Origin of the sequence: Micrococcus sp. NPDC078436 (assembly GCF_040702705.1) — a bacterium.
Taxonomy (GTDB): domain Bacteria; phylum Actinomycetota; class Actinomycetes; order Actinomycetales; family Micrococcaceae; genus Micrococcus.
Genome location: NZ_JBFBLX010000021.1, coordinates 1 through 12,595, shown reverse-complemented (window position 1 = coordinate 12,595; position 12,595 = coordinate 1). Strand labels below are relative to the sequence as shown.

The window sequence follows — 12,595 nt, the reverse complement described above, 5'->3', positions numbered from 1 at the left end:
ACCGCCCGGATCCGCCTTGACCCTCCCCTTGGAGGAGCGCCCACGCTGGGAGCACCCCCGAGAGAGGATCACCCCATGACCGCCCTGATGAGCATCGGCGAGTTCGCACTCGCCACAGGCCTGTCCGTGAAGGCCCTTCGGTTCTACGACGATCGCGCCCTGCTCGCGCCCGTCGACGTCGACCCGCACTCCGGCTACCGCCGCTACGCCCCGAGTCAGGTCCGGGCCGCCGTGCAGATCCGTGTCCTGCGCGCCGCCGGGCTCGCGGTGGAGGACGTCAAGGCGGTCCTCGAGGAGCCCGACCGGATGCCTGCCCTGCTGGAGGAGCACGCAGAGGCGCTGCGGCGCCGTCGCGACCTGGAGGACCGCGCCCTCACCCTGGCCCGCGCGCACGCCGAGGGTCCCGACGACGGCGCGCCGGTCGTGCGGGAGCGCACCGCCGAGGCCGTCGCGTGGGTCGGCGTCGTCATGGAGCTGCACCTGGACGCCCTCGACGCCGACGCGGCGAACGCCGGGGCCAACGAACAGTTCGGGGCGCTCGGCCAAGCTGCTGTTGCCGCGGGCCTCCAGCCGGCGGGCCCGATGTGGACGGCGATGCGTCCGGGCGCGCGGGGCGCGACCACGGTCGAGATGGTCCTCGCGCTGCCGGTGGCGGGTGAGGTGCCGCCCTCGTTCGCGGCGGAGGGCTTCGAGACCGTCACCGGCGTGCTGCCGCGCCGCGTGGAGCGCTACGCGGCGTTCGCCGCGGGCGAGCAGGACGTGGACCTCCTCGAGGACGCCCCCGGCGGTGCGCTCCCGCACCCCTCGATGATCGCTCTGATGGAGGCGTTCGACGACGACGCGTTCGCCGACGCCGAGCTGCGCCAGATCATGGCCGACCCGATGGAGGGTCGCATCGAGCTGGCCGCGACGGTGCGGGAGCTCGAGGGGTGAACCCGCAGGTCTGACGCCCCGGGCGCCGACCTCGACCTGGAATTGTCATGGGCTATCCGCGTCAGCCCATGGCATTTCCGGATCGCACCACCCACGGCCCGCCCGCCCCGCAGATGCGCGAGCTCGGCGAGACCCGCGAGGACGCCATGCGCGCGCTCGCGGCCCGGGACGTCGCGCCCGGCGTCGTCGGGTACGCCGACGGCGAGCCCGTGGCCTGGTGCAGCATCAGTCCGCGCACGGAGATCCCGCGCCTCGGCGCCCCGGCCGTCGAGGCCCACCCCATCGACAATCGCGCGGCCGACGCCAGCGCTGCACCGGACCGGATCGACCTCACCATGGCCTTCGCCGGCACGTGGTCCATGTTCGGCACGGCCGGCTTCGCGGTGGTGGGGAGACGAAGGCCAAGGGCTCGGGTCGGCCCCGGCTGGTGATGCGCCGGGACTGCTGACGCGTCGAGCGCGGCCCCTGACGTTCCACCTCCGCCCCCCGCCCCTGTACCCGCGCCGCGGGCGCGTCCTAGGGTGGAGTCCCGAGCGCGCCCGGCAGCACCGCCGCGTCACGATCCTGGAGGCCCCGCATGATCCGGTTCGAGCACGTGGGGATGACCTTCCCGGACGGCACCCGCGCCGTGGAGGACTTCAGCCTGGAGATCCCGCGCCACGCCACGGTCGTGCTCCTCGGCTCCTCCGGCTGCGGCAAGACCACCCTCCTGCAGATGGTCAACCGCATGGTGGACCCCACCGCCGGCCGCGTGCTCGTGGACGGCGAGGACGTCGCCTCCCTGAACCCCGTGACCCTGCGCCGCCGCATCGGCTACGTCATGCAGAACGCCGGCCTGCTGCCCCACCGCACCGTGCTGGACAACGTCCTCACCGTGCCGCGCCTGGCCGGCCGGGCCGGCGCCGCGGAGAAGGCCCGCGCCCACGAGCTGCTGGAGATGGTCGGCCTCACCCCGGCGCTCGCGCAGCGCTACCCGGCCCAGCTCTCCGGCGGCCAGCGCCAGCGCGTGGGCGTGGCCCGGGCGCTCGCGGCCGACCCGGACATCCTGCTCATGGACGAGCCCTTCAGCGCCGTGGACCCCGTGGTCCGTGCAGACCTGCAGGCGGAGCTGCTGCGCATCCAGCGCGAGCTCGCCAAGACCATCCTCTTCGTCACCCACGACGTCGACGAGGCCGTCCTCCTCGGCGACGAGGTGCTCGTGCTCCGCGAGGGCGCCCGCGTGGAGCAGCGCGGCACGGGGGAGCACGTCCTGCTCCGCCCGGCCACGGACTTCGTGGCCCGCTTCGTGGGCGGGGACCGGCGCCGCCTGCACGTGGAGGAGCGCGCGGGCACGCCCACCGTCGTCGACGCCGCCGGCCGCGTGGCCGGGACCCTGGTGGCCCCGTGAGCTGGATCTGGAGCAATCTCGACCTCATCGGCGAGCTGGCGCTGCGCCACGTGCTCATCGCGGCCCCGGCCATCCTCCTGAGCCTGCTGATCGCCGTCCCCGTGGCCCGCCTGGCCAACGCCTCCCGCATCGGCCGGCGCCTCCTGCTCGGCGGCTCCGGGGTGGTCTACGCGATCCCCTCGCTCGCCGTGTTCGTGATCCTCCCCGGCCTCATCGGGACCCGGATCCTCGATCCGCTCAACGTGGTGATCGCCCTGACGCTCTACGGCGCCGCCCTGCTGGTGCGCAGCGCCTCCGAGGCATTCGACGCCGTCGACGGCGACCTGCTCACCGCCGCCCGCGCCCAGGGCCACAGCCCGTGGCAGCTGTTCTGGCGCGTCGAGCTGCCGCAGGCCGGCGAGTCGATCCTGGCCGGTCTGCGCGTGGTCAGCGCCTCCACCCTCTCGCTCGTCTCCGTGGGGGCGCTGATCGGCGTGCAGTCCCTCGGCTCCCTGTTCACGGAGGGGTACGCGCGCGCCTTCCTCGCCGAGATCGGGGCGGGGATCGTGGGCACGGTGATCCTCGCCGTCGCCGTCGACGCGCTCCTGGTGGGCCTGGCCGCCCTGCTCATGCCGTGGACCCGGCGCGCCCGGCGGGCGCCCGCGGAGGACCGCGCCGGCTCCGGGCCCGCGGCCGCCCTGGCCCTCGGCGGGGACCCCGCCACCGCGCCGGCCGACGCCTCCGCGACGACGGGAGGCGCCCGATGATCGCGGACCTGTTCGCGTGGTTCGCCGACCCCGCCCACTGGAGCGGGGAGAACGGCGTGCCCGCCCGCGTGCTCGAGCACCTCGGCTACTCCGCCCTGGCGCTGCTCCTCGCCGCCGCGATCGCGCTGCCGGTGGGCGTGTGGATCGGGCACACGGGCAAGGGGCGGCGCGCCGTCGTCGCCCTCTCCAGCGCCCTCCGCGCCCTCCCCACGCTCGGCCTGCTCACGTTCCTGGCGATCGTGCTGCAGATCGGCCTGCGCCAGGCGCTCATCCCCACCGTGATCGTGCTCGTGGTGCTCGCCGTGCCCCCGCTGCTGGCCGGCACGTACGCGGGACTCCAGGCCGTGCCCCGCGAGGTGGTCCACGCCGCGCGCGCCCACGGCCACTCCACCGCCCAGCTGATCGGCGCCGTCGAGCTGCCGCTGGCCCTGCCCATGATCGTCGGCGGGCTGCGCTCCGCCGTCCTGCAGGTGCTGGCCACCACGTCCGTGGCCGCGTACCTCGGACTCGGTGGGCTGGGCCGCTACCTGTTCGACGCGCTCGCGGTGCAGGACTACCCCGCCATGCTCGCCGGCGCCGTGCTGATCGCCCTCCTGGCCCTCGTCTCCGACGCGGTGCTGCTGACCGCCCAACGCCTCGTGACCCCTCGGGGACTGCGCCCGCACCGCGGCGCAGGCCCCGGAAGCGCACCTGCCTGAGCCGCATTCCCCGATTCGAAAGGACCCCACCATGGCCGCCGCCTTCTCCCAGGCCTCCGTCCCGAACCCCCGCCGCCGCGCCGTCCTCGGCCTGCTGGCCGCCACCCCGCTGCTCGCCGCGTGCGGCGGCGGCTCCGACCCCCTCGCCTCCTCCACCCCGACGACGGCCGCCGCGTCCGGTGCGTCGTCGTCGTCGGCGGGCGGCTCGGGCTCCGTGACCGTGGGCTCGGCGAACTTCGCGGAGTCCGAGATCATCGGCGAGCTCTACGCCCAGGTCCTCGAGGCCAAGGGCATCACCGTGGAGCGCAAGATGCAGATCGGCGCGCGCGAGGTGTACCTCAGCGCCCTCGAGGACGGGTCCATCGACCTCATCGGCGAGTACACCGGCAACCTGCTGGGGTTCTACGACAAGGAGGCCACCGCCACGAGCCCGCAGGAGGTGGCCGACGCCCTCCGCGCGGCCCTGCCGCAGGGCCTCGTGATGCTCGAGCCCGCCGAGGCCCAGGACAAGGACTCCTACAACGTGACGGCCGAGTTCTCGCAGGAGCACGGCCTGACCTCGCTCGACCAGCTCAAGGACTACGACGGCACCCTGCGCATCGGCGGCCTGCCCGAGCTCGCCCAGCGCGACTACGGCGCCGGCCTGAGCGCGCTGACCGAGGTCTACGGCGTCCCGGAGGACGCGATGGAGTTCACCGCCATCAGCGACGGCGGCGGCCCCCTCACGGTGCGCGCCCTCGCCGACGGCGACGTGGACCTGGCCAACATCTTCTCCACCACCCCGGCCATCAAGGACAACGGCTTCGTGACCCTCGAGGACCCCTCGGGCATGATCACCCCGCAGAACGTGGTGCCGATCATGGCGCAGGACAAGGCCACGGACCCGGTGAAGGAGGCCGTCAACGCCGTGCAGGCGGAGCTGACCACCGAGGACCTGATGGCCATGAACGCGCAGAACTCGGGCGCGGAGAAGAAGCAGCCCTCCGAGGTGGCCGCGGCCTGGCTGAAGGAGAAGGGGCTGGTCTGAGGCGCAGGCCCTCCGGGGGCCGCGGCCGCCCTCTCCTGACGGCTCGGGCCAGGTCACCGGCTCGGGTGTGGGTATAGTCACACGGACTCGTCGTCGACCTGGGGGATCCCATGGAGAACTTCATCACGTCCGCCAACGAGCTCATGTGGAGCCTCACCATGGTCGTCGGGCTCCTCGCCCTGGGCCTGTACTTCACGATCCGCATGGCGGTGCCGCAGGTGCGGCTGGTCAAGGACATGGTGGGCCAGCTGGTCCACGGCGGATCCTCGTCGGCGGGTGTGAGCTCCTTCCAGGCGTTCGCCATGGCGCTCGGCGGACGCATCGGCGTGGGCAACATCGCCGGCGTCGCGGCGGCCATCCACCTCGGCGGCCCGGGCGCCCTCTTCTGGATGTGGGTGACGGCGATCGTCGGCGCCCCGGTGGCGCTCGCGGAGAGCTCCCTGGCGCAGCTCTACAAGCACAAGATCCGCGGCGAGTACCGCGGCGGCCCGGCCTACTACATCCTCGAGGGGCTGGGCCGGCAGTGGCGCTGGCTGGCCTTCGCGTATGCGGCGGCCACCGTGTTCGCCACCGTCGTCACCGGCCCGCAGATCCAGGCCAACGCCGTCACGGCCGCCACCACGGCGGCGTGGGGCTGGGACCCGCTGTGGGTCGGCGTGGCCATGGCGGCCCTCTTCTGCGCCATCGTGTTCGGCGGCATGCACCGGCTGGGCCGCACGGTCGGCCTCGTCGTCCCCTTCATGGCGGCGGCGTACATCCTCGTGGGCCTGTTCGTGGTGGCCATGATGTGGCAGCAGATCCCCGCGATGTTCGCCATGATCGTCGAGAGCGCCTTCGGCGCCCACTCGATCTACGGCGGCATCCTCGGTGCGGCCGTCTCGTGGGGCGTGCGCCGCGCCGTGTACTCCACGGAGATCGGCACCGGCTCCGGCGCCCAGGCCTCCGCGGCCGCGCACGTGTCCCACCCGGTGAAGCAGGGCCTGGCCCAGGCGTTCTCCGCCTACGTGGACACCCTGTTCGTCTGCACCGTCACCGGCCTGGTCATCCTGGCCACGAACAGCTTCGACGTCCTGGGCCCGGACGGGGAGTCGACATTGACGCAGAACCTGCCCGGCGTCGACGCGGGACCGGCGTGGGTGCAGGCCGGCGTGGACACGGTCCTCCCGGCGTTCGGGCCGGCCTTCGTGGCGGTCGCCGTCTTCCTCTTCTCCTTCACCACGCTGCTCTCCTTCTCGTTCTACGCGGAGACCAACCTCGCCTACCTGATCCCGGACAAGGGCGTGCAGAAGGCGTGCATCGCCGTCGCGCGCGTGCTGCTGGCCGCCTCGATGGTGTTGGGCTCCGTGCAGACCTCCGCGTTCGTGTGGTCCCTCGCGGACTTCGGCGTCGGTCTGTACACGTGGGTGAACATCCTCGCGCTCGTGCTGCTCAGCCCCATGGCGATCCGCCTCATGAAGGACTACGACCGCCAGCGCCGCGCCGGCCAGGACCCGATCCTGGACCCGGACACGATCGGCGCCCGCAACGCCCACCTGTGGCGCCAGGTGCACGCCGAGTACCAGCGCACCGGCGACGTGCAGGCGGCCATGGACCACGTGGCGGACACCGCCCCGGACACCCGCTCCATCGCGATCGTCCCGCCGAGGGGGCGCTGACCGGCCGACGCCGGCGGCCGACGCCGTCGGCGCCGCTCAGCCTCGGGACCGCTCAGGGTCCCCGTCGCTCACCGACGGCGGTCCGCCCCCACCCCGACGCCGGCGCGCGCCAGGGCCGCGTCGGCGCCGCGCAGCAGCGCGGCCACGGCCACGAAGAACCCGAGGATCGCCACCACGTAGACCAGCACCCCGCCGTAGCCGAGCCGGGGGACGTCGAGGATCGTGTAGGGATACCAGTCCAGCCACGGGCCGCGGACCAGGGTGAACGCCAGCCACGCGAGCGGAACGACCGTGGAGAGCCCCACCACGCGCCACGTCACCTGCCGCCGCGGGCCGACGACGGCCCACAGGAGCGGCGTCAGGATCGGGGTGACGATGTGCTGCACCGTGTCGTTGAACCCCTCGAGCGGGGTGGCCGAGGGGCCGTCGCGCAGCAGCAGGTTGAACACCACGCCCGTGATCACGATGCACGCCACGCCCGTCAGCCGCAGCACCCGGACGAGGGTGGAGGGCCGGTGCAGGCGCAGCGCCAGCAGCAGGGACGTGATCCCGACGAGGAAGTTGGAGAGGAACGTGAAGTACGTCGGCTGGTTCAGCAGGTTCTCCCACCCGTGCGCGAACACGTGCGAGTAGCCCGCCCCCGCGTCCAGGTCCGAGTCCTTGTGCCAGCCGATCCAGAACGAGAGCAGGTTCCCGCCGAGAGACAGCACGGCGGCGACGGCGAACGCGAGCCGGGCCGTCGCCGTGACGGCGGTGGGGGTGGGGTCGATCATGCGCCCATCCTGGGGCCGCGGACGCACCGGACGCCAGCGACGGCCTCGTACGCTCACCCCATGACCGATCGCACCGCGCCCACCCGCACTCCCGAGCATCCGCACGTCGTCCGCCGCGGCACGGGCACCCCGTTGGTGCTCGTCCACGGCAACGGCGTGGACCACCGCCTCCTGCTGCCCCTCGACGACGCCCTGGCCGAGGCCGGCGCGTTCGAGCGGATCTACGTCGACCTGCCCGGCTTCGGCCGCACCGCCGCCCTCGACGGCGACGGCGGCCTCCCGGAGCTGGCCGACTGGCTCCTCGCCTGGCTGCGCGAGGAGGTCGGGGAGCGCCCGTTCGCCCTCCTGGGCAACTCCCTCGGCGGGCTCCTCGCCCGCCACGCGGCGGCCGTGGTCGCGGCGCAGGTGGTGGGGCTGGCGCTGCTGGCGCCCGTCGTCGATCCGGACGAGGACGAGCGTGACCGCGAGGAGCTCGTGGTGCGCGAGCGCGACGCCGCGTTCCTGGACGGCCTCGATCCCGAGGACGCGGCGCCGTTCCTCGAGATGTCCCCGCGCCTGACCCCGGACACGTGGGAGCGGTTCCGTGCGAACGCGCTGCCCGGCATCCGCCTCGTGGACGAGGACGCCGTGGAGCGCCTCTCCGCACGATACGTCCTCCCCGAGGTGCCGGAGGAGAGCGCCGAGACCTTCGAGGCGCCCGCGCTGATCCTCACGGGCCGGGAGGACCACCTGGTGGGATTCCGCGACCAGTTCGGGCTGCTGGCGCACTATCCGCGCGCCACGTACACGGCCCTCGACGCGGCCGGGCACAACCTGCACCTGGACCAGCCGGAGGCCGTGCACGCCCTCGTCCGGGCATGGGCGGCGCTGGTGGCCCGGAACGTCGCGTCCTGATCCGCCCGCCGCCCGCCGCCCGCCGCCCGATCCGCCCACCGCCCGATCCGCCGACCGCCCAGGAGACCCGGACCCATGCAGCTCGACCTCATCGTGGACAACGCCCGCATCCGCACCGGCGACCCCGCCCGACCGCACGCCCGGCGCCTGGGCGTGTGGCGCGGGCTCGTCGTCGGGGTGGACGAGGAGCTCGACGGGCTCACCGCCCGGGAGCGGCTCGACGCGCGGGGGCGGACGGTCGTGGCCGGCTTCAACGACGCCCACGCGCACAGCGTGTGGTTCGGGCAGAGCATGCTCGACGTGGACCTCGAGCATGCGACGAGCACCGAGGAGGTCTACCGGCTCGTGCGGGCCCGCGCCGACGAGCTGATCCCCGGCGCGTGGGTCACGTGCACGGGCTACGACCCGGGCCACCTCACCGGGCCCGAGCCGGACCGCGACGGCCTCGATGCGGCCGCGAACGGGCGCCCCGTGCTGATCCGCCACAACACCGGGCACGCGTTCACGGTGTCCGGTGCGGTGCTGTACATGGCCGGGATCTCCGAGCAGGTCATGCAGCAGCCCGAGGGCGGGCACATCCACGTGGACGAGCATGACCGCCCCACCGGTCTCCTCGAGGAGACCGCAATGTCGCTCGTGCAGCGGCTGCTGCACCCGGAGTCGCACGAGCACATCGGCGAGTGCCTTCAGCGGGCGTCCGCGGAGTACGCGGCCGAGGGGATCACCTCCGTGACGGACGCCGGGATCGCGGGTGGCTGGATCGGCCACAGCACCCTCGAGTTCGGCGCCTACCAGCGGGCGCGTGCGCAGGGCCTGCTCAAGACGCGCTTCCAGACGATGGTCACCCTGGACGCCCTGCACCCCGTGGAGGGCCACACCGACGACGGCGCCCAGGTGACGCTCGACGCCGGCGTGCGCACCGGCGTCGGCGACGAGTGGCTGCAGATCGGCCCCACGAAGGTGTTCACCGACGGCGCCATGCTGGGCGCGACCGCCGCGATGACGCAGGACTACTGCCACGGACCCCACGGCAGCGGCTACCTCCAGGGCGACCCGGGCGAGATGCGGCGGGCCTCCCTGGCCGCGGCGGGGGCGGGCTGGAGCCTGGCCATGCACGCGATCGGCGACGCGGCACTCGACTTCTCCCTCGACGTGATCGAGGAGGCCCGGGAGCGCTTCGGCCGGCCAGCCATGCCCCACCGCGTGGAGCACGGCGGAGTGGTGCGCGACGACCAGATCGAGCGGATGGCGGCGCTGAGCGTGGTGATGGCCACGCAGCCGAACTTCATCAGCGCGTTCGGCGACTCGGTGGAGGAGCGGATCGGCGCCGCGCGGGTGCCGCTGTCCTACCCGGCCGGGCGGCTGCTGCGCGCGGGCCTGGTGCTGCCGGGCAGCTCGGACCGTCCCGTGGCCGGGGGCCGGCCGTTGAACGTGGTCCAGGACTTCGTGCTGCGGCGCACCGAGACCGGGCGCGTGTACGGCCGGGAGGACAGGATCACGGTGGAGCAGGCCCTGCACGCCTACACGGTGGGCTCGGCCGAGGCCACCGGCTGGGGCGGCCGCAAGGGCCGGCTCGTGGCCGGTCAGCTCGCGGACTTCGCGGTTCTCTCCGAGGATCCGCGGGAGGTGCCGAGCGAGGAGATCGCGGACCTCGAGGTGGTGGCCACGGCCGTGGGCGGGGAGTTCGTGCATGGCGGGCTGTAGAGGGCCTCGATCGCCAGCCGGTCCCGGCGGCGGCGCACCGCCTGGTGATTGCCGCAGCTGGGCGTGCAGTGCCGCCGGCTGCCGTTGCGCGTGAGGTCCACGAACAGCTCGTGGCAGCGCGGTGACGCGCACTCGCCGAGCCGGTCCGCGCCCGCCTCGAGGACGAACAGGGCCAGCCCGCCCGCCGTGCACGCCTGCACGGCAGCCAGGGGCGCTTCGCCCTCGACCGTGAATCGCCACCGCGGGTCGGGGCCGGATGCGAGGCGCAGTCGCACCCCCGCGCGCTCGAGCAGGGCGTCGACGGCGGCGCCGCGGTCCGGCGCGGCGGTTGCGCTCGTGGTGCCGAAGACCGGGCGCAGGACCCGGGCCCAGCCGGCGAGCTGCACGGTCTGCGGGAACGTCAGGGCGTCGTCGGGGTCGAGGGAGCTCGGGAGGAGACCGTGCCGCATCAACGCCTCGGCGTACGCGGCGCCGCCGCTGCCGTGGCGCTCGATCGTCGCGAGTTCGGCCGCGAGGAAGGCACCGGTGCGCGCGACGGGCGAGAGACGCATGCCATCCATGGAACCCTGCGCGAGGCGCGGAGGCGACGTTGTCCACAGGATCGTGCGGAGCCGTGAGCCGTGAGCCGTGAGCCGTGAGCCCTGAGCTGTGATCCGTGGGCAGCCAACCGTGAGCCGGGGGCGGGGTGGCCGGTGACGGCAAGCTGTGGGCGGAGCGGGGAGGTGTCGGTCCGTAAATGCCATGGGCTAAGCCGGTTGACCCATGGCATTTCTGGATCGCGTACCCTCCCTCCCTCCCTCCCTCCCTCCCTCGGCTCGGCTCGGCTCGGCTCGGCCCGGCATGGCTCTGCTCCGCCCGGCCCAGCATGGCTCGACACGTGCCGGATCGTCCGTCCCGGGGCAGACTGAGCCCATGAGCACCCTCTCCGACGTCCAGGTCATCGACTTCCCCGGCTTCCCCACCGCCGTGGTGCGCGGCGTGGACCAGCCCACCGCCGACATGCACACGTTCATGGACTCCGCCTTCACCGCCCTCGGCGGGGCCATCGCGCGGGGCGAGGTCACGCCCGTGGGGCCGGCCTTCTCCAGGTACGACGGCGACGTCCGCCATGGGCTCGGGGACACCGTGGATCTCGAGGTCGGCTTCCCCCTGGCCGCGCCGCTGGCCGGTCCCGTGGAGATGGATGGGGTGCGCGTGGAGCCGTCGTCGCTACCGGCCTGCCGCCTGGCCACCGCCAAGCACACCGGCCCGTACGAGGGCCTGCCGCAGGCGTGGCCCGCGTTCATCACGCAGGTGCAGGAGCTCGGCGGCGAGCCCGGTGACGTCTTCTGGGAGGCCTATGACACGGAGCCGGGCCCTGGCGTCGACCCCGCCACTCTCGTGACCGGGCTGGCGGTGCCGGTCCACGGCACGCCGGCGCTGCGGGACCGCTGACGGCGGGGAGCGCCGTGCGGCGGACCCGGGGGAGGGGCTTCTTCACGCTCGCGATGGTGGCCGGCCTCCTCCACGCCGCCCCCAGCCTGTACTGGGCCCTCGGCGGCACGTGGCTGCTGGAGACCGTGGGGCAGTTCGCCGTGGACCTGCGGGCCGAGGGGGCGGCGAGCACCACCGTCCTGCTCCTGGCGATCACGGCCCTGACGGCGGCGGGCGTCGCGGCCTCGCAGGGTGCTCCCAGGATCGCAGGCGTGGCCCAGCCCCCGCGCCCGTCCGTAGGGTCGGGAGGACGAGGCGTGCGGACTGCGCGTCCCCCGAGACGAAGGAGCAGATCGTGGCGAACGACGACGCGAACACCATCACCACCGACCAGCTGACCCTGCAGGATCCGGTCAAGCGCTACCCGGCCATCACCCCGCCCGAGCAGTCCCTGCCCGGCACCGGCCTGGACGCCGAGATGACGCCCAAGGCCGACCTCGGCGAGGAGTCCTACCGCGGCACCGGCCGCCTGACGGGCCGCAAGGCGCTCATCACGGGCGGCGACTCCGGGATCGGCGCGGCCACCGCGATCGCCTTCGCGCGTGAGGGCGCCGACGTCGTCATCTCCTACCTCCCCGAGGAGGAGAAGGACGCGCAGCACGTCAAGGAGGTCATCGAGGCCGCCGGGCGCAAGGCCGTGACGATCCCGGGCGATCTGCGCGACAAGCAGTTCGCGAAGGACCTCGTGGCGAAGGCCGTGGAGGAGCTCGACGGCCTCGACATCCTGGTCAACAACGGCGGCAAGCAGGTGGCCCAGGAGTCGATCGAGGACATCACCGACGAGCAGCTCGAGGCCACCTTCGACGTCAACATCCTGGCGCAGTTCCGCCTGGTCAAGGCCGCCCTGCCGCACCTGAAGCCGGGCGCCACGATCATCAACACGACCTCCGTGGTCTCCTACATGCCGCCGGAGAAGCTCGTGGACTACGCGGCCACGAAGGCCGCGATCAACACCTTCACCAAGGGCCTCGCCCAGCAGCTCGCCCCGAAGGGCATCCGCGTGAACGCCGTGGCGCCCGGCCCCATCTGGACGCCGCTGCAGCCCTCGGGCGGCCAGCAGCCCGAGGACCTGCCGGAGTTCGGCCAGTCCACGCCGCTGGGCCGCGCCGGCCAGCCGACCGAGCTCGCCCCGGCCTACGTGTTCCTGGCCTCGCCCGAGTCCTCCTACGTGGTGGGCGCGACCATCGCGGTCACCGGCGGCATGCCCACGCCGTGATCGGCTGAACCACCCCCACGGAACGAGTCGTCACGTTCTGTTGGTATCCCGCGCGGATACCAACAGAACGTGACCGAGTCGTCACGTTC

General features: G+C 73.6%; 12 protein-coding genes and 1 pseudogene. 11 read left to right on the top strand and 2 right to left on the bottom strand.

Going from position 1 to position 12,595, the window contains the following annotated elements; all coding sequences use genetic code 11:
- Window positions 1–75: 75 nt before the first annotated feature.
- From AB0302_RS10725 to AB0302_RS10695, 7 genes are all read left to right on the top strand, one after another.
- Complete coding sequence (locus AB0302_RS10725) at window positions 76–933, top strand: MerR family transcriptional regulator (protein WP_366371994.1); 858 nt, start codon at window positions 76–78, stop codon at window positions 931–933.
- A 68-nt stretch (window positions 934–1,001) separates the two neighbouring features.
- Window positions 1,002–1,364, top strand: a complete 363-nt coding sequence (locus AB0302_RS10720; RefSeq protein ID WP_366371992.1) for a hypothetical protein — start codon at window positions 1,002–1,004, stop codon at window positions 1,362–1,364.
- A gap of 146 nt (window positions 1,365–1,510) precedes the next feature.
- Entirely contained in the window at window positions 1,511–2,320 is an 810-nt protein-coding gene (locus tag AB0302_RS10715) for an ATP-binding cassette domain-containing protein (protein WP_248115846.1), read from the top strand.
- Window positions 2,317–3,066 (top strand): ABC transporter permease subunit, encoded by a 750-nt coding sequence (locus AB0302_RS10710; protein ID WP_366371990.1) that lies wholly within the window; start codon window positions 2,317–2,319, stop codon window positions 3,064–3,066. Before AB0302_RS10715 ends, AB0302_RS10710 begins: the two co-directional genes overlap by 4 nt.
- On the top strand, window positions 3,063–3,764 hold the full coding sequence (locus AB0302_RS10705) for an ABC transporter permease subunit (protein ID WP_248115843.1): 702 nt from the start codon (window positions 3,063–3,065) through the stop codon (window positions 3,762–3,764). The genes AB0302_RS10710 and AB0302_RS10705 overlap by 4 nt, the downstream gene beginning before the upstream one ends.
- A 31-nt stretch (window positions 3,765–3,795) precedes the next feature.
- Window positions 3,796–4,791, top strand: a complete 996-nt coding sequence (locus AB0302_RS10700) for an ABC transporter substrate-binding protein (protein WP_248115842.1) — start codon at window positions 3,796–3,798, stop codon at window positions 4,789–4,791.
- A 110-nt stretch (window positions 4,792–4,901) separates the two neighbouring features.
- On the top strand, window positions 4,902–6,446 hold the full coding sequence (locus tag AB0302_RS10695) for an alanine/glycine:cation symporter family protein (RefSeq protein WP_366371987.1): 1,545 nt from the start codon (window positions 4,902–4,904) through the stop codon (window positions 6,444–6,446).
- A gap of 68 nt (window positions 6,447–6,514) precedes the next feature.
- Here the strand turns inward: AB0302_RS10695 and AB0302_RS10690 are convergent, their stop codons facing one another.
- The gene (locus AB0302_RS10690) at window positions 6,515–7,219 is read right to left on the bottom strand and encodes a Pr6Pr family membrane protein (RefSeq protein WP_366371985.1); all 705 of its coding nucleotides are present in this window, start codon (window positions 7,217–7,219) and stop codon (window positions 6,515–6,517) included.
- 60 nt (window positions 7,220–7,279) lie between these two features.
- Here AB0302_RS10690 and AB0302_RS10685 point away from each other — a divergent pair, with 60 nt between their 5' ends.
- Together AB0302_RS10685 and AB0302_RS10680 are read left to right on the top strand one after the other, a co-directional pair.
- Window positions 7,280–8,113, top strand: a complete 834-nt coding sequence (locus tag AB0302_RS10685; protein ID WP_366371983.1) for an alpha/beta hydrolase — start codon at window positions 7,280–7,282, stop codon at window positions 8,111–8,113.
- 75 nt (window positions 8,114–8,188) lie between these two features.
- Window positions 8,189–9,817, top strand: coding sequence for an amidohydrolase (locus AB0302_RS10680; protein ID WP_366371981.1), 1,629 nt, complete (start codon window positions 8,189–8,191; stop codon window positions 9,815–9,817).
- Window positions 9,818–9,846: 29 nt separating this feature from the next.
- Here the strand turns inward: AB0302_RS10680 and AB0302_RS10675 are convergent.
- A pseudogene (locus AB0302_RS10675) lies at window positions 9,847–10,266 on the bottom strand (CGNR zinc finger domain-containing protein); the annotation flags it as partial.
- 463 nt (window positions 10,267–10,729) lie between these two features.
- On the opposite strand from AB0302_RS10675, the gene AB0302_RS10670 reads away from it, so the two are divergent.
- Window positions 10,730–11,251: a GyrI-like domain-containing protein gene (locus tag AB0302_RS10670; RefSeq protein WP_319076398.1), complete on the top strand. Its 522-nt coding sequence runs from the start codon at window positions 10,730–10,732 to the stop codon at window positions 11,249–11,251.
- Window positions 11,252–11,585: 334 nt separating this feature from the next.
- Window positions 11,586–12,506, top strand: a complete 921-nt coding sequence (locus tag AB0302_RS10665; protein ID WP_298714483.1) for an SDR family oxidoreductase — start codon at window positions 11,586–11,588, stop codon at window positions 12,504–12,506.
- Window positions 12,507–12,595: the final 89 nt, after the last annotated feature.

Coding starts and splice junctions, on each gene's coding strand:
- AB0302_RS10690 (WP_366371985.1), bottom strand. CDS start 7,219: ATGATCGACCCCACCCCCACCGCCGTCACGGCGACGGCCCGGCTCGCG.
- AB0302_RS10715 (WP_248115846.1), top strand. CDS start 1,511: ATGATCCGGTTCGAGCACGTGGGGATGACCTTCCCGGACGGCACCCGC.
- AB0302_RS10705 (WP_248115843.1), top strand. CDS start 3,063: ATGATCGCGGACCTGTTCGCGTGGTTCGCCGACCCCGCCCACTGGAGC.
- AB0302_RS10720 (WP_366371992.1), top strand. CDS start 1,002: ATGGCATTTCCGGATCGCACCACCCACGGCCCGCCCGCCCCGCAGATG.
- AB0302_RS10670 (WP_319076398.1), top strand. CDS start 10,730: ATGAGCACCCTCTCCGACGTCCAGGTCATCGACTTCCCCGGCTTCCCC.
- AB0302_RS10700 (WP_248115842.1), top strand. CDS start 3,796: ATGGCCGCCGCCTTCTCCCAGGCCTCCGTCCCGAACCCCCGCCGCCGC.
- AB0302_RS10685 (WP_366371983.1), top strand. CDS start 7,280: ATGACCGATCGCACCGCGCCCACCCGCACTCCCGAGCATCCGCACGTC.
- AB0302_RS10680 (WP_366371981.1), top strand. CDS start 8,189: ATGCAGCTCGACCTCATCGTGGACAACGCCCGCATCCGCACCGGCGAC.
- AB0302_RS10695 (WP_366371987.1), top strand. CDS start 4,902: ATGGAGAACTTCATCACGTCCGCCAACGAGCTCATGTGGAGCCTCACC.
- AB0302_RS10725 (WP_366371994.1), top strand. CDS start 76: ATGACCGCCCTGATGAGCATCGGCGAGTTCGCACTCGCCACAGGCCTG.